This window comes from Psychrobacillus sp. NPDC096623 (assembly GCF_044762655.1).
Classification (GTDB): domain Bacteria; phylum Bacillota; class Bacilli; order Bacillales_A; family Planococcaceae; genus Psychrobacillus.
This window is the reverse complement of sequence record NZ_JBIWER010000003.1, coordinates 124,431-145,710: the sequence shown is the minus strand read 5'-3', so window position 1 is coordinate 145,710 and position 21,280 is coordinate 124,431. Positions and strand designations below refer to the sequence as shown.

The window sequence follows — 21,280 nt, the reverse complement described above, 5'->3', positions numbered from 1 at the left end:
TTCCTACAGTGTGGGCTTTCACTATCCCCACTCGCTTACGGTGTAGTACTTATAATGCTCTTCAACGCTTCATCATATGTTGCTATTGTATCATGAGCCACTTTACTTCGCAATCATCTATAAATTAGTATATAATAATTTAGTATTAAGTATAACACTTTGAGGCGGTGAGTCCAATCGAACTCAACAAACGGCAAAATGAAATTTTGGACATTGTAAAAGGGAATGGTCCTATCACTGGCGAACAAATTGCAGAACGACTTAATTTAACTAGATCGACTTTACGTCCAGATCTAGCTATATTAACGATGGCAGGTTTTTTAGATGCTCGTCCACGTGTTGGTTACTTTTATTCTGGCAAAAAAACAAGCCAAGCAATTTCAGATAATATAGCGCAAATGATGGTGAAGGATTTTCAATCAATACCTGCAGTTGTTGATGAAAGTATGACGGTGTATGATGCTATATGCCATATGTTTTTAGAGGATGTAGGGTCATTATTTGTATTAGATAAAAATTCAATGCTTTCAGGAGTTCTTTCAAGAAAAGACTTTTTACGAACAAGTATTGGTAACCAAGATTTGAACAAAATTCCAGTACATATGATTATGACAAGAATGCCTAATATCACGTATTGTTTGAAAGAGGATACACTTTTTGAAGTGGCCAAAAAGTTGATGAATCGTCAAATTGATTCTTTACCAGTTGTAAAAGAAGGAAAAGATGGGTTAGAAGTGATTGGTAGAATTACAAAAACGAATATTACTCGGGCCTTTTTATCATTAGCCGATGACCATGATCTATAGGGAGTGAAACGATGAAAATGCTAAACCTGTTTATAGTCTCGGATTCAATAGGAGAAACGGGCGAACTAGTAGCAAAAGCGGCAATAAGTCAGTTTAGACCTGGTCTACAGCGTACTAAAATTAAGAGATTTACTCATATTGATTCGTTAGACCATATTAAAGAAATTACCGAGCTTGCTAAAGAGCAAGGGGCAATAATCCTGTATACACTTGTGCAAACTCAAATGCGTCAAGCATTAATAGAGTATTGTAATTTATACAATTTAGAGTCTGTTGATTTAATAGGACCGGTTATTAATCTATTTGAAAAAGAGTTAGATGAAAAACCTTTCGAAGAACCTGGTTTAGTAAGGAAGTTAGATGAAGACTACTTTAAAAAAATAGAAGCAATTGAATTTGCGGTAAAATATGACGATGGGCGAGATCCTAGAGGTTTACTCCAAGCTGATATAGTTCTTATTGGAGTATCTAGAACTTCTAAAACACCATTGTCACAGTATTTGGCAAATAAAAGATTCAAAGTAGCGAACGTTCCGCTTGTTCCGGAAGTAGAACCACCTGAGCAACTATTTCAAGTAGACCCGGCAAAATGTGTGGGGTTAGTCATTACTCCAGATAAACTAAATTCTATTAGAAAAGAAAGACTGAAAGCAATTGGTTTAAATGATGATGCAAGTTATGCTAAAATAGAAAGAATCAATGAAGAAATTCTCCACTTCGAGAAAATTGCTAAGAAAATCGGTTGTATCGTAATTGATGTAACAAACAGAGCTGTTGAAGAGACTGCTAATGTAGTAATTAATCATATTCAACAAAAATAATGTAGAAAAATTTTTTAAGCCGATTCACGATTGTGAAAAGGTTTTTTCTATTGTTTATCGAATAAATAAAGTATAGATTAATAGTTTAAAATGTTTTATAATAGTTATTTGTGGAAAATAATATTTATTAGATTATTTATATGATTTTTTGTCGATTCTTGCAGGATTTTTCTTTCCTTTCACGAATTATTAAAGTAGAGCAAGTAAAGATGGTGAAAAAGTGTCAGGTCGTATAGAAGAAGAGTTAATCGAACAAGTTAGGAATAACAATGATATTGTCGACGTCATAAGCGAATATGTTCAACTTACTAAAAGAGGCCGAAACTACTTTGGTTTATGTCCTTTTCATGGTGAACAGACGCCATCTTTTTCAGTTACACATGAAAAGCAAATTTTTCATTGCTTTGGATGTGGAGCGGGTGGAAATGTAATTACATTTTTAATGGATATTGAAAATCTTTCCTTCCAAGATGCTGTAAGTAGACTTGGTAGTCGAATTGGATTGACTATTGAAGAAAGTTCCTCGGACGATAGAGTGACGAAAGAACCTGTCTCTAAAGAGGTTTCTCTGATGAAAAAAGCACATGAATTTGCAAGTGATTACTTTCATCATTTACTGCTTCATACCGAGGAAGGAGAAAATGCCTTACATTATCTGGAGGAAAGAGGGTTTTCGAAAGAGATTATCGAAAAGTACAAAATCGGATGGTCCTTACCAAAATGGGATGCTTTAACTACCTTACTTGAACGTAAAGGTATGAATTTACAAGAAATTGAGAAAACTGGGCTTATTATCCGAAAAGAGAATGAATTAAAGTATTTTGATCGGTTTCGTGGGAGAATAATGTTTCCGGTTTTTGATGAAACAGGACATGTTATTGCTTTTTCCGGTAGAATACTCGAAAAGAATGAAAACGAAGCGAAGTATCTTAATAGCCCAGAGTCTCCTATATTTCAAAAAAGCCAGGTGCTCTATAACTTAGATAAAGCAAGATTAGCTATTCGAAAACAACGGAATGTAGTGGTTTTTGAAGGTTTTCTTGACGTAATTGCAGCATCTAAGGCTGGTATTGAGAATGGAATTGCAACAATGGGTACCGCCTTGACGTCTTCTCATATAACGAAACTAAATAGACTAACTTCTCAAGTTACGCTTTGTTTTGATGGTGACCGCGCCGGAATGGAAGCAGCGAAAAAAGCTTCTACCGCTTTACAGGCCAAGCAAATACAAACGGAAATTGCCATTATACCAGATGCAATGGATCCAGATGACTACATTAATAACTACGGGGAAGAAGCATTTAGAACTAAGATTATTGAGAAGCCGCATTCCTATTTATCATTTATGATGATTGTTTCGAAAAGAGACAAAAATTTTAATAATGAAAATGATACTTTACAGTATATCCAAGAGATATTGGAAATACTGAGTGATAGAAGTTCTTCCGTGGAACGTGATTTATATATTCGTCAGCTCTCACAAGAAACAAATGTATCTGAAGAAGCTATTTACCAGCATTTACGTAAAATTCACGGAAAAAAAGCAAAGCAATCTAAACAGGAATCTTCTATACCCCTTCCTAATAAATCGGAAATTCCGAAGATAAAGAAAGCAATATCTGCAGACGAAAGAGCGGAGCGAATTTTACTGTCCCATATGCTTCATAATCCTAGTGTAATTGATATAGCAAGAAGAAACTTGGAAGATCAATGTTTTATCAGAGATGCTTATGAAGTGGTATTTGTTCGTTTAACTGGATTTTACGAAGAGTATCCAGATGGAGATTATCAGCGTTTTTTAGAAGTTTTAAATGATGCAGAGTTAAGAAAAATAGTAATGGAAGCAGCGCTCGCAGAACGTGATCCAGAGCATGAGACAGAGGAAGTCATGGACTGTTTGCGCCATATACGAAAATACCGGATTGAACTACGTATTAATCGTAAGTTACATGAAGCAAAAGAAGCAGAGAAAATGAGTGATATTTCCAAGGCATTGGAGCTGGCTAAAGAAGCGATTCAGTTAAAAAAGTCGTTGGAAACTTTAGAGTAACTATCCGGTAGTAGAAGGAGGAATTCTTATGGCGGACAAGTCTGAACGCACAAAAGAAACAGATATTGAATTATCATTAGAAGAAGCAAAAAAACAATTAATCGAATTAGGTAAAAAAAATGGTGAACTAACGTATCATGATATAGCAGAAAAGCTCGCTATTTTTGAATTAGAATCAGATCAAATCGAAGAATTTATCGATAATCTTGAAGGTAGAAATATTGAACTAAGCCGTAAAGATGGAGACGAAGAGGATTTAGATCGTTTAATGAAAGGGAAAGAAGAGACTTTTGATTTAAACGATTTAAGTGTTCCACCTGGCGTTAAGATTAATGATCCTGTTCGAATGTACTTAAAAGAAATTGGTCGAGTAGACTTACTTAAGGCTTCAGAAGAGGTTGCTCTTGCTGAGCGTATTGAGCAAGGGGATGAAGAAGCTAGAAAACGTCTAGCAGAAGCAAACCTTCGTTTAGTTGTAAGTATTGCGAAACGTTATGTTGGCCGTGGCATGTTATTTCTAGACCTTATTCAAGAAGGTAACATGGGGCTCATCAAAGCGGTAGAGAAATTTGATCATCGTAAAGGGTTCAAATTTAGTACTTATGCAACTTGGTGGATTCGTCAGGCAATCACTCGTGCAATTGCTGACCAAGCTAGAACGATTCGTATTCCAGTGCATATGGTAGAAACCATAAATAAACTAATACGTGTTCAACGTCAATTATTGCAAGATTTAGGTCGTGAGCCTTCTCCAGAAGAAATTGGAGAAGAAATGGACTTGCCTGCAGAAAAAGTTCGCGAAATCTTAAAAATTGCGCAAGAACCAGTTTCTTTAGAAACTCCTATTGGGGAAGAGGATGATTCCCATTTAGGTGATTTCATCGAAGATGCAGATGCACAATCTCCTTCTGATCACGCTGCTTATGAACTTCTAAAAGAGCAATTAGAAGATGTTTTAGATACGCTTACAGACAGAGAAGAAAATGTATTACGTTTACGCTTCGGTCTAGATGATGGTCGTACAAGAACGCTTGAAGAGGTAGGTAAAGTTTTTGGAGTAACGCGTGAGCGTATTCGTCAAATTGAGGCAAAAGCTTTGCGCAAACTGCGACACCCTTCTAGAAGTAAACGTCTGAAAGACTTTTTAGAATAAGAATGGAAGACATCCGCTATGGATGTCTTTTTCTATATTCTATGATTCTTATAATACTGGGTTTACCAGATGAAAAGAGGACTAGATATGTCGTTGCAGCGTAAGCAAATTATAATGAACGAAATTGCATTCTGGAAAAAAAATAATTTATTACCGGAGCATTATTGTGATTTTCTGCTAGCTTTATATGCACAGGGAGAAAGTCAGGCTGATGAGCATACAGAGAAAGCTTCTCATGCACTTTTAGCCAAAAAAAGAAAATATGATTTAATCTTGTATACTATTGTTGGTTTGATAACTGTTGTATTATTAGCATCGTTGTTTGTAGTGACAACTGCCGTTATTATACCCATTTTTGCTGTTGCCATTGTTATATTCTCTTTTTTATTTATGGCTGTGAAACTAGTAAAAAATAAATCTATCATGGCACCACTACTGTTTGTATTTTCTGCGCTGTTGTTATTAGGATTGTCTTTTAAAGTTTGGGATGTCTATTTTGTCGATTATCCCCTAGTGTTAATCGGGCTGATCTTAGGGAATTGTTTATTATGGCTTTTTTCTGGATTACTAATGAAACTCGTTTATTTTAGCATTTCTGGTGTTTTAGGATTGTTAATGATAATTGGTTATTTTGTTTTCTATTAATTTTTTACGATTTTACATAATTTTAAAAGTCGACAATAATTCACTTTAGTGCTTAATTGTCGGCTTTTTCTAATGAGCAGTCCTATAGTGGATGCGTCTCTAATTATAAATCTTCTTTGAATTTCTAGTATTTTTAGTATAATAGAAATGTAAGCGTTTTTATTTACAAAGGGGATGGAAGAAATGAATTTTGATTTGACACAGGAACATAAAATGATCCGAAAGACAATTCGTGAGTTTTCGGATGAGGTTGTAGCGCCAGGAGCAATTGAGCGCGACAAAACGAAAGCATTTCCAAAAGAAATCTTTAAACAGTTAGCCGACATGGGGATGATGGGCTTACCGTTTTCAGAGGAGTATGGCGGAGCAGGAGCAGATACAGTTAGTTTTGCAATCGTAACGGAAGAGTTGAGTAGGGCATGTGCTTCAACAGGTATTACCTATTCTGCACATATATCGTTAGGTGGTGCTCCACTAAATCTATATGGTACAGAAGAACAAAAACAAAAATACTTGGTTCCAGTTTGTACAGGAGAATCATTCGGAGCTTTTGGCTTAACTGAGCCTAACGCAGGATCTGATGCAGGTGGTACACAAACAACTGCAAAAGAAGACGGCGATGATTTTGTGATTAATGGAAACAAAGCCTTTATAACGAACGCAAGTTATGCAAAACACCTAGCATTAACAGCTATTACTGATATCAAAGATGGAAAAAAAGAAATTTCTGCAATAATTGTGCCAACGGATTCAGAAGGCTTCTCTGTTATCGATAATTACGAGAAAATGGGACTGAATGCATCTAATACAACGGAACTAGTATTAGAAAATGTTCGAGTGCCTAAAGAAAACTTGTTAGGTGAGAGAGGGAATGGATTTAAACAATTCCTTGTTACTCTTGATGGTGGTCGAATTGGCATAGGTGCCATGGCAGTAGGAATTGCACAAGCAGCTTTTGAAAGAGCACTTCGTTATTCTAAGGAACGCAAGCAGTTTGGTAAAGCCCTTTCTGATTTTCAGATAACGCAATTTAAATTGGCAGATATGGCTATGAAAATTGAGCTTGCACGCACAATGGTACACAAAGCAGCATGGTTAAAAGATCAAGGTCGTGCATTTGGTAAAGAAGCATCAATGTGTAAACTATATGCATCCGAAATTGCAATGGAAGTAGCAGATCAGGCTATTCAAATACATGGTGGATACGGTTATATGAAAGAGTATGAGGTAGAACGATATATGCGTGATGCTAAATTACTTGAAATTGGTGAAGGTACTTCTGAAATACAAAGAATGGTAATTGCTCGACATATAGGTTGTTAATTTGTAGAAATTACTCGAATAATTATGTCTAAATTGTCACAAAGTAAGAAAACTTCTCCCCTAGGACTTTTAGTTTTCTCTAGAATGCAGTACAATATTAATGTTGACTAATTCTATATTAGAAAAGATTGTATTAAAAGGGAGGGTTAACTATGCAAAGAAATCCAATAATTCCATTTATCTTAATTATGGCTTTTGGTATTGGTCTAATTTTCTTCTTGTCTTTAGACGGTGTAGGTAACAAAGAAGAAATCGCTGCAACTGAAGAGCATGCTGAAGGTGGCGGTGAAGAAGCATCAGCTGGAGAATTTGATCCAGAAGCTTTTGCACAAGGAAAATGTATCGGTTGTCATGGTAACAGTTATGAAGGAACTGGAGCTGCTCCTGCATTAGTAGGAACTGCATTATCTGAAGATGAAATTAAAGACGTTTTAGCAAAAGGTAGAGGTGCAATGCCAGCTGGTTTAGTACCTGCTGAAAACATTGATGCTATGGCGGCATGGGTTAAATCTTTAGAATAGTATTTAAACAAAAGACCTTAGATTCTGTAAAAGAATCGAGGTCTTTTTTCTTTTTTGCTATAATAGCTATTGAAGAGGTGTTGAAACAATGAATGCAAAAAAATTATCGGAAAGACTGAGAACAGTCGCTTCCTTTGTAGATGAAAATACTATTTTAGCGGATATCGGTAGTGATCATGCTTATTTGCCATGTTTTTTAGTGCATGAAGGAGTCATTACAAAAGCAATTGCTGGTGAGGTTGTAAAAGGTCCATTCGAATCTGCCCAGAAACAGGTGAAAAGTGAGGGTCTCGAGAAAAATATCGATGTCCGTTTCGGGAACGGTTTGGCGGTAATTTCCGATGCGGATAATGTTCAAACGGTTACGATAGCTGGAATGGGTGGTCCACTCATTGCTTCTATATTAGAGACTGGTAAAGAAAAACTCACTAAAGTAGAAACTCTCATTTTACAACCAAATATACATGCAAAAGCTATACGAGAATGGGCAATTCAAGAACACTGGAAGATAGAAAACGAAGTAATTCTAGAGGAACACGATAAAATTTATGAAATTCTTGTGTTAAAAAAAGGCATGATGAGTTTATCGGAAAAAGAGTTATTAGTTGGTCCCATTTTAGGTGAAGAAAAATCTCCAGTGTTCCAAAAAAAATGGAATACGGAACTGAATGAATGGCAACGAATTGTAAACGAATTGAACAAATTAGAAGGCACAGAGGTTCAACAAAAGAAAGAGGGGCTTGAAAACAAAATTGCCTTAGTAAAGGAGATTTTATAAACGATGAAGGAAACAAATGCACAACATATTATTTCCCTTTTCGAACAATGGGCACCTAAATCGTTAGCGGTCGATGGAGATCCAGTAGGTTTACAAGTTGGCACACTAAATAAAAAAGTAACTAAAATTTTAGTAACGTTAGATGTAAATCTGGATACAGTAGAAGAAGCAATTACAAATGGCTGCGAGCTTATCATTGCACATCATCCACCTATTTTTAGAGGATTAAAAAATATGCGAACAGATTTGCCACAAGGAATACTAATCGAGAAATTGATCAAGCATGATATTGCCGTATATGCTGCACATACGAATTTAGATATCGCAAAAGGGGGAGTAAATGATTTGCTCGCTTCTGCTCTACATTTAGAAAATATAGAGATTCTAGAGCAAACTTTCTCGGAACAGCTGATGAAGTTAGCAGTATTTACTCCCAAAGAGTCAACAGCAGCAGTAAGAGCAGCATTAAGCACCGCTGGAGCAGGTAAAATCGGTGATTATGATAGCTGTAGCTTTACTACTAGGGGAGAGGGAAGGTTTAAGCCTTTAGAGGAGGCAACCCCTTATATTGGACAAGCGAACGAATTGTCTGTTGTAGAAGAGGATAAAGTGGAAGTAGTTTTTCCTGTTTCGATGAAAAATAAAATATTAAAAGCTTTATTGACAACTCATCCTTATGAAGAGCCTGCTTATGATTTAGTGTTGCTGGAAGCAGAAGTAAATATTAAAGGACTAGGCAGAATTGGTATATTGCCTGAAAAACAAATATTAGGTGATTATGCACATTTAGTGAAGCAACAGTTAAACGTTCCATTTGTTCGAGTTGTAGGTGATTTAACGAAGAAAGTTCGAAAGGTAGCTGTGCTTGGTGGAGATGGCAATAAATATATTCAGATAGCTAAAAGAGCAGGTGCAGATGTGTTTATAACAGGTGATCTCTATTTCCATGTTGCACAGGACGCAGAGGCTATTGGGTTATCGGTTATTGATCCAGGACATCATGTGGAACAAATTATGAAAACGGGTGTTGCGGAGTATATGACAAAGGTTTGTGTGGAAAACAAGCTCGCAGTTGAATTCATCCCTTCAAAAATCTCAACCGAACCATTTCAATTAATTTAACAAGGCATGTTAGTATAGCCAGCCATAAGCGATCCGTACTTTAAGTTCAAAAACCTGTCTCTAGCTATTTCAGCGGGCTTAGGAAAAACTAGCGGCAAATACTACCATCTAAATTTTTAACTAGGCTGGTCGTGAAGTACGTCACGACCAGCCTAGTTATCTTGGTAATCTTATAGCGATTAGTTTTCCTTCGCACTTAAATCTTTTAGGAATATGTAATGACCAGTTTAGAAAACTAGAAGAAGCGTTTGAATATACAATTTCGCCCGCTTCTCTTCTTTGAGCTGAAAGCCCCGCAGGACGTAGTGACGAGGATATTGAAGCCATGCCCACGGATAGCGTCGGCCTGAAACCGAAATCTGAAGTATTATCCTGTATTATAATTACAACTTGTGAAAAAAGCTGCTCTATAATGAGCAGCTTTTGTTAGTTAACGGTATAAGGTTCAATACGATTTACTGGTTTTGGTATTTTAATTTTAGGTAGAATCTTTTCTGCTGCTGTTTTTTTCGTTGTATCATACGTTTCAGGATCATTCGGATCATACTTTTCTAAAAATTGAATAACCTCTTTGACAATAGGAGTAGGTGTAGATGCTCCTGCAGTTACAGCTACATGCGAAATATTGTCCAGCCATTCCAATTTTAAATCAGAGATGTCGCCAATTCGATAAGAAGGAGTTCCAGCTATTTCCTCTGAAACTTGAGTCAGTCTATTAGAATTATTACTCATTGGATCACCAACTACTATTAAAAGTTCAGCTTCTCCAGCCTGTTCAGCAACAGCTTCTTGTCGAACCTGCGTAGCTAAACAGATTTCTTTGTGAACTTCAACATGTGGAAATTTTTCTTCTAATTTTTTCATCAGATCCACAACATCCCATTGAGACATCGTCGTTTGATTGGTAACGAGTAATTTATCTGCTGAAATTGTTAAATTTTCAACATCTTCTAAGGTTTGAACTAAATGGACCTTGTCAGGAGCTACACCTATCGCACCTTCAGGCTCTGGATGTCCTTTTTTGCCGATGTAAATAATGTCATAGCCTTCTGCTGTTTTTTCTCGGATTAGGTCATGTGTAACGGTGACATCTGGACATGTTGCATCTATAGAAACTAATCCCTTTCGACGAGCTAGTTCTTTCACTTCAGGGGAAACACCGTGTGCAGTAAATATAACCGTACCTGTATCTACCTTCGATAAGATATCTAAGCGATTTTCTCCGTCTAAAGTAATTATTCCATCCATCTCAAATGCATCAGTTACATGTTTATTGTGAACAATCATTCCTAAAATATATATAGGCCTTGGAAGAGAAGTGTCTAATGCAGCATTTCGAGCAATAACCATTGCATCCACTACACCATAACAGTATCCTCTAGGCGAAATTTTTTGTACAATCATTTTTTGTAACTCCCTTCAATACGAGCATACTCATATTATAACGGAGCAAATAGATGAATACAAAATATTAAATTGGTGGCTGGAATATTCGTGGGATGGAAGCTCCGTTTGTTGCAGATGCTGCGGTATTAGCTGCTCTTGCGGCTGTGGATGCAGTACTTACATTAGCGGCAGCCGTAGGTGTAGCAGCTGGAACAGACTGAAAACCACGATATAATTTCAACAAAGCTGGAACATTTTGTATCATTGGAGCGAATTGTCTAACCATTGGTGTAAGTTGCTGAGCCGTATTTAAAAATTTGTCTGCTGTTTGCAAGTAACCCATTGTTTTGGACACTGGTTGGCTCTGTTGAAAGCCTCCTGTGGGAGCAGATTGAAACTGACTAAAAAAATTTGTCGCTGGTCCTGTAGGTGAAGGAGGCGGAGGACCCTGATTCCCTCCAAAGAATTGGAAGGAATTATTCGGAACATTTTGAGGACTAGGATTTGACATGCCAAAAAAATCATTTCCTCGATTTTGAGCAAATGGATAAAAAGATTGATAGCGCATTTTTTCAACTCCTTTCGAACAGTAAAGACTATTCTATTCTATGCAAATTATACGTTTTATGTACAATCGTGGTACAATAAAGAAATGTGAGGGAGTGACGTAGAATGTCAAAATATACAGATTATAGTTTTCAGCCTTTTTTGCTAGATGCAATCGAAAAATTAGGCTTTCAAGAACCAACGCCAATTCAAAGAGAAATGATTCCACTTGTTTTAAAGGGGAAAAGTGCGATTGGTCAAGCACATACTGGAACAGGAAAAACACATAGTTTTTTGATCCCAATTGTTGAAAAAATAGATGCTAGTAAAAAAGAAGTACAAGCAGTTATTACATCACCAACAAGAGAGCTTGCAACACAAATTTATAATGAGTTGAACAAGCTAGTAGAAGGCACAGAAATTCAAACAAAATTATTTATTGGTGGAACGGACAAAGCTCGTGCAATTGAAAAACTAAAAACACAACCACAGATTGTTGTTGGAACACCAGGTAGACTTCGTGACCTGGCAGTAGAGCAAGCATTACTTGTTCATACTGCAAATGTTTTAGTCGTCGATGAAGCTGACCTAGCTTTCGATCTAGGTTTTATCAATGAAATTGATCAATTTGCATCTCGTATGCCTGAGAAATTAGAAATGTACGTATTTTCTGCTACTATTCCAGAAAAATTACAGCCGTTCTTAAAAAAATATATGGATTCACCTGTTCATATAAAAATAGGGGAAAAACGCCGAGTTGCAGAGGGTATTGAATTTATCGTAACTCCAGTTCGAAGCAAATCTAGAAAGAAACGTTTACTTGATGTAATAGAAGGTATAAATCCTTACTTAGCTATTATATTTGCAAATACGAAACAACATGCAGATGAAGTTGCGAACTATTTACAAGGGAACGGTATTAAAGTAGGCGTAGTCCATGGAGATATATCTCCACGTGATCGTAAACGTGTGATGAAGCAAATACACGATCTTGAATTTCAATATATTGTAGCAACAGACCTTGCTGCACGTGGGATTGATATTCCAGGTGTCAGCCATGTTATTAACTATGAGATACCAGATGACTTAGAGTTTTTTGTTCATCGTGTCGGAAGAACCGCTCGTGCAGGAATGACTGGTATTGCCATTACTCTTTACGAACCATCTGACGAAGATGCTTTAGTGCGCCTTGAGAAAATGGGGATTCCTCTTGAACATAAAGATGTGATTAATGGAGAATGGTCAGAGCTTAAGGAACGCCACGCACGAAAAAACCGCACGAAAAATGAAAATGAAATAGATGCAATAGCTAAAGCCCAAGTACGTAAGCCTAAAAAGGTAAAACCAGGCTACAAGCGTAATATGAAATGGGAAATGGATAAAGTTAAGAAAAGAGAGAGACGCATTAAAAACCGTAAGAAATAAGGAGTTGCTATTATGTTATTAGGATCACATGTTTCTATGAGTGGTAAAGAAATGCTACTGAGTTCGAGTAAAGAAGCTGCATCATATGGTGCAAATACTTTTATGATTTATACAGGAGCACCACAAAATACTAGAAGAAAACCAATTGAAGAATTGAATATTGAAGCTGGTATTGCACATATGAAAGAAAATGGGATGTCCAATATCGTCGTACATGCTCCTTATATTATCAATCTAGGAAATACGACAAAACCCGAGACTTTTGCTCTTGGTGTTGAGTTTTTACAAAAAGAAATTGAAAGAACTGCGCATATTGGTGCCACTCAAATTGTTCTGCATCCAGGAGCCCATGTGGGAGCTGGAGCAGATGCTGGTATTGCAAGAATTGTTGAAGGTTTAAATGAAGTGCTATCAACTGAATTCCCCGTTCAAATTGCTTTAGAAACAATGGCTGGAAAAGGGTCAGAATGTGGGCGCACTTTCGATGAACTTGCCAAAATTATTGATGGTGTTGTAAACAATCATCGTTTATCTATTTGCATGGACACTTGTCATATTCACGATGCTGGTTATAATATCGTCGAAGATTTTGATGGGGTCTTAAATGAGTTTGATAAGATAATTGGTATTGATCGTTTAAAAGTACTTCACATTAATGATAGTAAAAATGTTTGTGGAGCAGCAAAAGACCGACATGAAAATATCGGCTTTGGTGAAATTGGATTTGAGGCATTACAATATATTGTGCATCATCCACAATTGATGGAGCTACCGAAAATTTTAGAAACGCCGTTTGTAGGTGTAGATGCTAAATCGAAGGAAGCCCCATACAAATATGAGATAGAAATGCTTCGAACTAAACAATTTAACCCGGAAGCTATCGACGCATTACGTTAAGAAAACCGGGTAAAAGACATGCCCGGTCCTTTAAGGTTAAATTCTGTTACTTTCGTTTTCGAAGAACTTTGGACAGACGTTCTGCAATACAATACAGGGTAATTTTATAGGGAGGCTGGTTGAGGCAGATGTCTCAACCAGTCTCCCTTTTTTCGGTAATCTTATGACGTTAGCTATTTCACTTCTATTTTTAGTAAACACATACTATTTCTATTTAATTCCAATATTATAAGAGAAAATCTACTTTCTTCATACTTCCTTACAAAATAGGATACCTCTTCTTTTATCTAAAAGAAGTTGGTGCCTTTTCTTTTATTTCTTTATAAAGGTCCATTGCACGCTGTTCCCCGAGAATTTGGATCAATTTTTGTTGGATGGCTAAGGGTACTCCAAAGACCATCCAGGAAAGTGAAATTTCTTTTAATAGAGGATGAACCCCTTTCAATTCTTTGTCTGACAACTGAATATCGAACCCTTTTACAATCGTTTTAAACTCTTTTAGCGTACATGTTTGTAGCTGTTGAATAAATTTATGAATATCCAGAAAAACATCCTTTCAAGCAATTTTTATTTACACATGTTGGATTTAGGATTATACTATATCTTTGTAAATCGTAATCATTCTTAATTAGAATCGAGGAATAATAATGGGAACCCCATTGATCAACTTACATAATATTTCATATCAATACGAACAAACTAAAGCATTAACCGATATCAATTTAACTATTGCAGAAGGGGACTTTCTAGCGATTATTGGACCTAATGGCTCGGGAAAATCAACCTTGTTGAAAATAATCCTTGGATTATTAAAACCGACAAAAGGCGAAGTACTTCTTTTTGGAAAGCCGGTTAACCAGTTTAAAGACAAAGAGCGTATTGGATACGTTTCACAAAAATCCAATTCGTTCAATACAGGTTTTCCTGCTACTGTAAAAGAGGTAGTAAGAAGCGGCTTAGTTAAGAAAACAGGATTATTTCATCGATTTCCTGCAAATGTTGATAAGCAAGTAAAATCAGCTTTAAAGTCTGTTGGGATGGAAGACTTCTCTATGAAAAATATAGGTGACCTTTCTGGGGGACAGCAACAGCGGGTCTTTATCGCAAGAGCGTTAATCAGTAATCCAAATGTATTAATCCTAGATGAACCAACCGTAGGTGTAGATAGTAAAAATGTAAAATCGTTTTATAATATGTTAAGCCACTTAAATCGGGAACATAATATTACAATCGTCTTAGTCACACATGATGTAGATGCTGTATCCAAGAGTATTAGCCACGTGGCATGTTTAAATCAGCGAATACATTTTCACGGCTTTAAAAATGATATGGATCAAATGAGTGAGGAACAGTTAGAAGCTTGGTATGGACATGCTGTTCGTAAAGTCGAACATCAAAGTGAGGTAAAATCATGATCGAGTCTATTTTTCACTATGAATTTTTACAAAATGCCTTTGCCTCTGGCTTAATCATTGGTTTAATCGCTCCACTATTAGGTGTTTTTATCGTTGTCCGTAGGCTTTCATTAATAGCAGACGCTCTCAGTCATGTCACATTAGCCGGTATAGCAGGTAGCTTGTATTTAAGCCAGTCTGTTGGAGCATTAGCGTTACTAAACCCGCTATATTTAGGAATTGTTGCATCTGTAACAGGCTCATTGTTTATAGAGAGATTGAGAAGATTATATAAACATTATGAGGAGCTTGCAATACCAATCATCATGTCTGCAGGTCTTGGTTTTGGAGCAATCTTTATCTCGTTGGCAGAAGGGTTTAGCTCTGACTTATTTAGTTATTTATTTGGTTCTGTTTCTGCCGTAAGTCGTCAAGATTTATGGATTATTATCGGTATTGCTTTGATTGTAATCATCTTTCTAAGTTTGTTTTTTAAGGAGTTATTTGTTCTTTCATTTGATGAGGAATATGCGAAGGCATCTGGACTTCCAGCCAAATGGATTCATGTATTATTTATGATTGTGACTGCATTAGTCATCGCGGGATCGATGCGAATTGTTGGAATCTTACTCGTTTCTTCTCTCATGACATTGCCAGTTGCTGCTGCTATGCGCATTTCCAAAAGCTTTAAACAAGCAATTATTCTATCTTTATTATTTGGAGAGTTATCGGTAATTGTTGGTTTAGTAAGTGCATTCTATTTAGATTTAGCACCAGGTGGAACAATTGTTGTTACATCGATTATCATTTTACTTCTAACTATTTTGTCTAAAAAGATAGGAAGCAAGGGAGCTGTTTCTCATTGAATATAGAAAAAGCCTGGGATATTCTTAAAAATGAAGGGTTCAAAAAAACAGATAAGCGCGAACAAATACTCAGTATTTTTTCAGAAACGGAAAAATATATAACAGCGAAAGATATATTAAATGTGATGAAAAAAGAACATCCAGGGATGAGCTATGATACAATTTATCGAAATTTAAGCACATTTGTGGATTTGGGTATTTTGGAAGAAACCGAGCTAACCGGGGAAAAGCATTTTAGAATGCAATGTGAAGCGGATCATCATCACCATCATTTTATCTGCATGTCCTGTGGCAATATTAAAGAAATTCCATATTGTCCAATGGAAGCACTGCAAAATGCTATACCTGGCTACGAGATAGAGAATCATAAATTTGAAATCTACGGGAATTGTCCTTCCTGTCATTAGTCTTAGAAAGAGGCTGAGAGAGACTACAGGCTCTAACCGTGCCCCCGGAAAGCGTCCGTCGTACCGAAAACGAGTATAGTTGAAACCTAATAGAAAGCCCCAAAAACTTTACTAATCGTAAAATTTTCGGGGCTTATTATTTTTGAATAAAGTTTTGTACTAGCCTTAACTTTATTTAATAGACATGGAAAATTCCTTTTCAATCCAGTTATTCGCTTCGATCCAGTTATTTACTCGGATAACGCGATTAGGAGCTGGCATTTGATTATACGGAGTATTAAATAATATCACTGGAATATCAAGTTCCTCACTAATTTCTACTGCATTGTCATGTTTGTCTTCAAAAAAAGCATGAACACCATGTCTTCGAGCAGTTTCAATTTTGTTATGGGTTCCTATTAATTCAATGTGATCATATAACAGTTCTTGTTGCTTGAACCAATCTAACGTAACATCCATTACATTATCCCCCCGAGCTGAAATGAAATACAGCTCGTATTTTTCTTTCCATGCAGATAATACAGCATGTGCATCGGGTTGAATAGGGGAAGTTGCATATATGACCGGTTCTGCTTTCTTAAACCATTCGTAGAAATCCTTTTCACTTACTGGAAAAGCCTTTGTTAAATCGTATTCTTTAATATCCTCTAGCTGTAAATTACATTTAAATGCTTCGTTTATATGTGGAAGCAAAGATGTAGGGGATGTTACTGTCCCGTCTATATCGATACCAAATCGTATATTCGTCAATTGCATCATTCCTTACGCTTGTTGTTTTTCTTGGTTTTGCTTTTCTTCTAGTTCTTTATTTGCAAAATATTCTGCGGCAAGTTTATCTATTTCCACTTTTAGTTCATCTACCATTGTTTCTTCAGGAACTTTTCGAACTGTTTTGCCTTTCATGAATAACAGACCTTCTCCACGTGCACCTGCGATTCCAATATCAGCTTCACGAGCTTCTCCAGGACCATTAACTGCACAGCCAAGTACTGCTACTTTAAGAGGTGCTTTAATGTTTGAGATGTATTCTTCCACTTCGTTAGCAATTTTTATTAAGTCAATTTCAATACGTCCACAAGTAGGACAAGAAATTAAAGTAGCGGAGTTAGAAGATAGTCCGAAAACCTTTAATAATTCGCGAGCAACTTTTATTTCTTCTACTGGGTCAGCACTTAAGGACACGCGCATTGTGTTACCGATACCCATACTTAACAGTGTTCCTAATCCAGCAGCACTTTTGATCGAACCAGAGAATAGTGTTCCAGACTCAGTTATTCCGAGGTGAAGAGGGTAGTCGAATGCTTCTGCCGCTTTACGATAAGCTTCTACAGCTAGAGTTACATCTGAAGCTTTCATAGAGACGATGATGTCATGAAAGTCTAAATCTTCTAGAATTTTAATATGATGTAACGCACTTTCTACCATTCCATCAGCAGTTGGGTAGCCGTATTTTTCTAAAATTTTTCTTTCTAACGAACCAGCATTTACCCCAATACGAATTGGAATACCTTTTGCTTTAGCTGCATTGACAACAGCTTCGACTTTTTCTTTACGTCCAATATTACCTGGATTTATACGTATCTTATCAGCACCTTGCTCAATTGCAATAAGTGCTAGCTTATAGTCAAAGTGAATATCCACTACTAATGGGATGTTAATACGTTTTTTGATTTCTCCGATAGAATACGCTGCGCGTTCATCTGGACACGCGACACGTACGATTTGACAGCCGGCTTCCTCTAATCGTAGGATTTCAGCAACTGTAGCTTCTACGTCATGTGTTTTTGTTGTTGTCATACTTTGTATAAATAGCTCATTGCTTCCACCTATTGTTAAGTTTCCAACCCGAACTGGACGAGTTTTGGAACGATGAATTATTCCGCTCATGAAAATCTCTCCTTCTTGAGGCTAAATGCCATCACTATTCATCATTTTATCAGTCTTTCGAATGAAATGACAAGAAAGAACGCTCTACTTTACATTATTTACATTCTTTTGAAGCTGTATAGGTAGGCAATAAAACCTTTTCTCCTATTTTAAAAGACTGATTAATAAAATGAGGATTAAGATTATAAAAGTCTGCTAATCTCTCTGTGAATGAGATAGATTCGACGGAAGGATAGAGAGAGAATAAGGATTGTAGTGAATCTCCAGCCATAATTTCTACTGTAATATAATCTAATTTCTTGTCACATTCAACTGGTTGAATAGAGTATGCAAGTGGGATCGTTCCTTCGATTAAATCTACTTTTACGATATAAAACGAAATGAGTAATAGAATAGTTGCGACGAATATTTTCATATAAAAACCCCCTTACCGTACTTTATGCAAGATGAGGGGGAACTATGTATTATCTTTTAACTGGATAGTATTTCGTTGCAAAAGTAATTATTACTAAACTCAATATATAGATTAGGAGTTGAATATAGTTATTCGAAAACTGCAAAATCGCAAAAATGATAGATAACAACAATGGAATTGTACTGGCAAAGAGAGCCGTCCTCCAAATATGCCGAAATTCTCCTTTTCTATTTCTAATGCGTAGGATGATGCTGCCTATGTATGCTAATATACTAATGCGAACAAAGATAAATAAAGTATTCAATACAAATAAGAACAAAAAGGAAAATGGATATAAAAGCCATTGAATTTGCGCAAAGTACTCTAATAACCCCTCCATTGTTTGTTGTTGGTCAGAAATTCCATTGATAAAAAAAACAAAGGAAATAATGGACATGATAAATATATAACTAAATATATATTGCATCACTTTACCAATCGGAATAAGTCGAAATGCAGCGATTTTTTTAGGACTAGTAAAGCTAGATTTAAATAGTTGAAATAAACTCAAGTAATGTCACCCTTTCCTCACTATTCTAACATCAAAGGATGGAGGAAGACAAAATGTAATTTTCGCATTGTTAAGAAATTGTAAATGATGATATATACTATTTACATAGCATTCATAATTAATGAATAATAAGTTTGTATGCGAAAATTGTCTAAACTGGGAGTTGAGAATGAAGTGGAATTAAATTGGCAGGAAATGCTCTTTCAATTTTTGGGGGGACTGGGTATTTTCCTTTTCGCCATTAAATATATGGGAGATGGACTTCAAAAAGCTGCGGGGGATAGACTTCGAAATATTTTAGATAAGTTTACATCTAACCCTTTAATGGGTGTTTTAGTTGGTATTGTGGTTACGGTTCTTATACAGTCTAGCTCAGCTACTACGGTTATAACAGTTGGATTGGTAAGTGCAGGGATTATGAATCTTAGACAAGCAATTGGTGTCATTATGGGTGCTAATATTGGAACAACTATTACAGCTTTTATCATCGGCTTCGATATTGGTGGCAATGCTTTACCGATTATGGCGGTGGGAGCATTTCTTCTGTTTTTCTTTAAGGATAATAAAATTCAACATATAGGAGAAATTGTTTTTGGTTTAGGTGGATTATTTCTCGGTCTCGAGTTTATGAGTGATGGGATGAAGCCGCTGAGTGAAATGGCCACTTTTTCTGATTTAGCATTAACTATGAGTAATACACCTATCCTTGGGGTGATGGCAGGAACAATTTTCACGATGATCGTGCAAAGTTCAAGTGCTACTGTTGCAATTCTTCAAGGCCTTTATGCAGAAAATCTACTTTCCTTACAAAGCACTCTTCCTATTTTATTTGGAGATAATATTGGTACTACGATTACCGCAGTACTTGCATCTTTAGGTGCATCAGTTGCAGCTAAACGTGCTGCAGCGACACATGTCCTATTTAATGTAGTAGGTATGGTCATATTTTTAATCTTTTTAACACCTTTTACGCTTTATATTGAATGGATTTCCAGTGTGCTAGATTTGGAACATAAAATGCAAATTGCCTTTGCTCATGGTACATTTAATATAACAAATACTATTATACAGTTTCCGCTTATTGGTGCTTGGGCTTTCCTAGTTACTAAACTTATACCAGGGGAAGATGTTTCGATTGAATATAAACCAAAGCATTTAGATGTTCATTTTATTGATCAATCACCAACCATTGCAATCGGACAGGCGAAAGAGGAAATTTTACGCATGGGTGCATTAAGTGTGCAAGGACTTCAAACGACTTATTCATACTTAATAACGAATAACAAAAAAGAGGCAGAATTAGGCTATCAACTAGAAGACGCTTTAAATCATTTAGATCAAAAAATTACTGATTACCTCATTCAGATTTCTTCTCAGCCTTTGACTGTACAGGATTCAACTAGACATAATATTCTAATGGATACAGTACGTGATGTTGAAAGAATAGGCGATCATTTTGAAAATATTATTGAATTAATCGAATATAGAGAAGAAAATCATTTAATTCTTACAGAAGATGCTATAAAAGATGTTTCGGAAATGTTCGAGCTTACGATAACTACGGTTGCAAATGCCTTAGAAGCATTTGATACGAGCGATGTCGAATTAGCGCAAAGTGTAGCTGAACAGGAAGATGTGATTGATAAAATGGAACGCAGATTTAGAAAAAATCATATTGTACGTGTTAACGAGGGTCAATGCTCCGCACAAGTAGGAATTATGTTCGTGGATATTTTAAGCAATTTAGAGCGTATAGGTGATCACGCTTCTAATATTGCGGAGGGAGTGTTAGGTAAACGAATATGATAGAAATTATTGGTTGGATATTAATCGTATTATGTTTCATCGTCGCCTTTATTGGAACTTTTTATCCAATAATCCCTTCCGTAGTGTTTATGCTATTGGGATATGTGGTGTATGGTTTATTTTTCTCCTTTACTGAGCTAACATGGCTGTTTTGGGTAATTCAAGTGCTGTTCGTGCTTCTATTGTTTAGTGCAGATATGGCGGCAAATGCTTTTGGGGTCAAAAAGTTTGGTGGAACCAAAGCAGGGGTCTGGGGAAGTACTATTGGACTGTTGTTTGGTCCATTTGTGATTCCAGTCGCAGGTATTTTAATTGGTCCGTTTATAGGTGCCGTAATTGCGGAATTAATCGTTACACGAGATGGTGTAAAACAAGCTATTAAATCAGGGGTAGGATCTTTAATCGGATTCTTAACTTCATCTGTAGTCAAAATTATCGTCTTAATCATTATGCTCGTTGTGTTTATATTCTTTGTATAAGTT

General features: G+C 36.2%; 23 protein-coding genes. 16 read left to right on the top strand and 7 right to left on the bottom strand.

What is annotated here, in order from left to right; translation table 11 throughout:
* Positions 1 to 167 precede the first annotated feature (167 nt).
* The 9 genes from ccpN (at position 168) to ACIQX2_RS10180 (ending at position 9,219) form a co-directional block, all read left to right on the top strand.
* The gene (gene ccpN, locus ACIQX2_RS10220; protein ID WP_175453968.1) at positions 168 to 806 is read left to right on the top strand and encodes a transcriptional regulator CcpN; all 639 of its coding nucleotides are present in this window, start codon (positions 168 to 170) and stop codon (positions 804 to 806) included.
* 11 nt (positions 807 to 817) lie between these two features.
* Complete coding sequence (locus ACIQX2_RS10215; protein WP_402849581.1) at positions 818 to 1,627, top strand: pyruvate, water dikinase regulatory protein; 810 nt, start codon at positions 818 to 820, stop codon at positions 1,625 to 1,627.
* A gap of 220 nt (positions 1,628 to 1,847) precedes the next feature.
* Entirely contained in the window at positions 1,848 to 3,677 is a 1,830-nt protein-coding gene (gene dnaG, locus ACIQX2_RS10210; protein ID WP_402849578.1) for a DNA primase, read from the top strand.
* Positions 3,678 to 3,705: 28 nt separating this feature from the next.
* Positions 3,706 to 4,830: an RNA polymerase sigma factor RpoD gene (rpoD, locus tag ACIQX2_RS10205; RefSeq protein WP_093060623.1), complete on the top strand. Its 1,125-nt coding sequence runs from the start codon at positions 3,706 to 3,708 to the stop codon at positions 4,828 to 4,830.
* An 87-nt stretch (positions 4,831 to 4,917) separates the two neighbouring features.
* Positions 4,918 to 5,475 carry a hypothetical protein gene (locus ACIQX2_RS10200; protein ID WP_402849574.1) on the top strand — a complete coding sequence of 186 codons (558 nt, stop codon included), beginning with the start codon at positions 4,918 to 4,920 and terminating at the stop codon, positions 5,473 to 5,475.
* 183 nt (positions 5,476 to 5,658) lie between these two features.
* Entirely contained in the window at positions 5,659 to 6,798 is a 1,140-nt protein-coding gene (locus ACIQX2_RS10195; RefSeq protein ID WP_402849571.1) for an acyl-CoA dehydrogenase family protein, read from the top strand.
* Between the two features lie 152 nt (positions 6,799 to 6,950).
* Entirely contained in the window at positions 6,951 to 7,319 is a 369-nt protein-coding gene (cccA, locus tag ACIQX2_RS10190; protein WP_402849568.1) for a cytochrome c550, read from the top strand.
* 88 nt (positions 7,320 to 7,407) lie between these two features.
* Entirely contained in the window at positions 7,408 to 8,097 is a 690-nt protein-coding gene (locus ACIQX2_RS10185) for a tRNA (adenine(22)-N(1))-methyltransferase (RefSeq protein ID WP_402849565.1), read from the top strand.
* A gap of 3 nt (positions 8,098 to 8,100) precedes the next feature.
* Positions 8,101 to 9,219, top strand: coding sequence for a Nif3-like dinuclear metal center hexameric protein (locus ACIQX2_RS10180; RefSeq protein WP_402849562.1), 1,119 nt, complete (start codon positions 8,101 to 8,103; stop codon positions 9,217 to 9,219).
* Between the two features lie 426 nt (positions 9,220 to 9,645).
* Here the strand turns inward: ACIQX2_RS10180 and ACIQX2_RS10175 are convergent, their stop codons facing one another.
* The gene (locus tag ACIQX2_RS10175; RefSeq protein ID WP_402849559.1) at positions 9,646 to 10,623 is read right to left on the bottom strand and encodes a 4-hydroxy-3-methylbut-2-enyl diphosphate reductase; all 978 of its coding nucleotides are present in this window, start codon (positions 10,621 to 10,623) and stop codon (positions 9,646 to 9,648) included.
* Between the two features lie 67 nt (positions 10,624 to 10,690).
* Positions 10,691 to 11,173, bottom strand: coding sequence for a VrrA/YqfQ family protein (vrrA, locus tag ACIQX2_RS10170; protein ID WP_402849556.1), 483 nt, complete (start codon positions 11,171 to 11,173; stop codon positions 10,691 to 10,693).
* Between the two features lie 104 nt (positions 11,174 to 11,277).
* Here vrrA and ACIQX2_RS10165 point away from each other — a divergent pair, with 104 nt between their 5' ends.
* Entirely contained in the window at positions 11,278 to 12,576 is a 1,299-nt protein-coding gene (locus ACIQX2_RS10165; RefSeq protein WP_402849553.1) for a DEAD/DEAH box helicase, read from the top strand.
* 12 nt (positions 12,577 to 12,588) lie between these two features.
* Complete coding sequence (locus ACIQX2_RS10160; protein WP_402849550.1) at positions 12,589 to 13,473, top strand: deoxyribonuclease IV; 885 nt, start codon at positions 12,589 to 12,591, stop codon at positions 13,471 to 13,473.
* Between the two features lie 283 nt (positions 13,474 to 13,756).
* On the opposite strand, the gene ACIQX2_RS10155 is transcribed toward ACIQX2_RS10160, so the two are convergent.
* Positions 13,757 to 13,933: a hypothetical protein gene (locus tag ACIQX2_RS10155; protein WP_402849547.1), complete on the bottom strand. Its 177-nt coding sequence runs from the start codon at positions 13,931 to 13,933 to the stop codon at positions 13,757 to 13,759.
* Between the two features lie 187 nt (positions 13,934 to 14,120).
* Here ACIQX2_RS10155 and ACIQX2_RS10150 point away from each other — a divergent pair, with 187 nt between their 5' ends.
* From ACIQX2_RS10150 to ACIQX2_RS10140, 3 genes are read left to right on the top strand one after another with little or no spacing between them, the layout of a single operon-like run.
* Positions 14,121 to 14,888 (top strand): metal ABC transporter ATP-binding protein, encoded by a 768-nt coding sequence (locus ACIQX2_RS10150; RefSeq protein WP_402849544.1) that lies wholly within the window; start codon positions 14,121 to 14,123, stop codon positions 14,886 to 14,888.
* Complete coding sequence (locus ACIQX2_RS10145; protein ID WP_402849541.1) at positions 14,885 to 15,733, top strand: metal ABC transporter permease; 849 nt, start codon at positions 14,885 to 14,887, stop codon at positions 15,731 to 15,733. Before ACIQX2_RS10150 ends, ACIQX2_RS10145 begins: the two co-directional genes overlap by 4 nt.
* On the top strand, positions 15,730 to 16,140 hold the full coding sequence (locus ACIQX2_RS10140; protein ID WP_402849538.1) for a Fur family transcriptional regulator: 411 nt from the start codon (positions 15,730 to 15,732) through the stop codon (positions 16,138 to 16,140). The genes ACIQX2_RS10145 and ACIQX2_RS10140 overlap by 4 nt, the downstream gene beginning before the upstream one ends.
* A gap of 171 nt (positions 16,141 to 16,311) precedes the next feature.
* On the opposite strand, the gene ACIQX2_RS10135 is transcribed toward ACIQX2_RS10140, so the two are convergent.
* The 4 genes from ACIQX2_RS10135 to ACIQX2_RS10120 all read right to left on the bottom strand — a co-directional run bounded on the left by ACIQX2_RS10135 (position 16,312) and on the right by ACIQX2_RS10120 (position 18,992).
* Positions 16,312 to 16,890, bottom strand: coding sequence for a hypothetical protein (locus ACIQX2_RS10135; protein WP_402849535.1), 579 nt, complete (start codon positions 16,888 to 16,890; stop codon positions 16,312 to 16,314).
* Positions 16,891 to 16,902: 12 nt separating this feature from the next.
* The gene (gene ispG / locus ACIQX2_RS10130; protein WP_402849532.1) at positions 16,903 to 18,027 is read right to left on the bottom strand and encodes a flavodoxin-dependent (E)-4-hydroxy-3-methylbut-2-enyl-diphosphate synthase; all 1,125 of its coding nucleotides are present in this window, start codon (positions 18,025 to 18,027) and stop codon (positions 16,903 to 16,905) included.
* 94 nt (positions 18,028 to 18,121) lie between these two features.
* Positions 18,122 to 18,442, bottom strand: coding sequence for a hypothetical protein (locus ACIQX2_RS10125; protein ID WP_402849529.1), 321 nt, complete (start codon positions 18,440 to 18,442; stop codon positions 18,122 to 18,124).
* Positions 18,443 to 18,491: 49 nt separating this feature from the next.
* Positions 18,492 to 18,992, bottom strand: coding sequence for a DUF1189 family protein (locus ACIQX2_RS10120; RefSeq protein WP_402849526.1), 501 nt, complete (start codon positions 18,990 to 18,992; stop codon positions 18,492 to 18,494).
* Between the two features lie 174 nt (positions 18,993 to 19,166).
* On the opposite strand from ACIQX2_RS10120, the gene ACIQX2_RS10115 reads away from it, so the two are divergent.
* Both ACIQX2_RS10115 and ACIQX2_RS10110 read left to right on the top strand, forming a co-directional pair.
* On the top strand, positions 19,167 to 20,798 hold the full coding sequence (locus tag ACIQX2_RS10115) for a Na/Pi cotransporter family protein (RefSeq protein WP_402849524.1): 1,632 nt from the start codon (positions 19,167 to 19,169) through the stop codon (positions 20,796 to 20,798).
* The gene (locus ACIQX2_RS10110; protein ID WP_402850511.1) at positions 20,798 to 21,277 is read left to right on the top strand and encodes a DUF456 domain-containing protein; all 480 of its coding nucleotides are present in this window, start codon (positions 20,798 to 20,800) and stop codon (positions 21,275 to 21,277) included. The genes ACIQX2_RS10115 and ACIQX2_RS10110 overlap by 1 nt, the downstream gene beginning before the upstream one ends.
* Positions 21,278 to 21,280 lie beyond the last annotated feature (3 nt).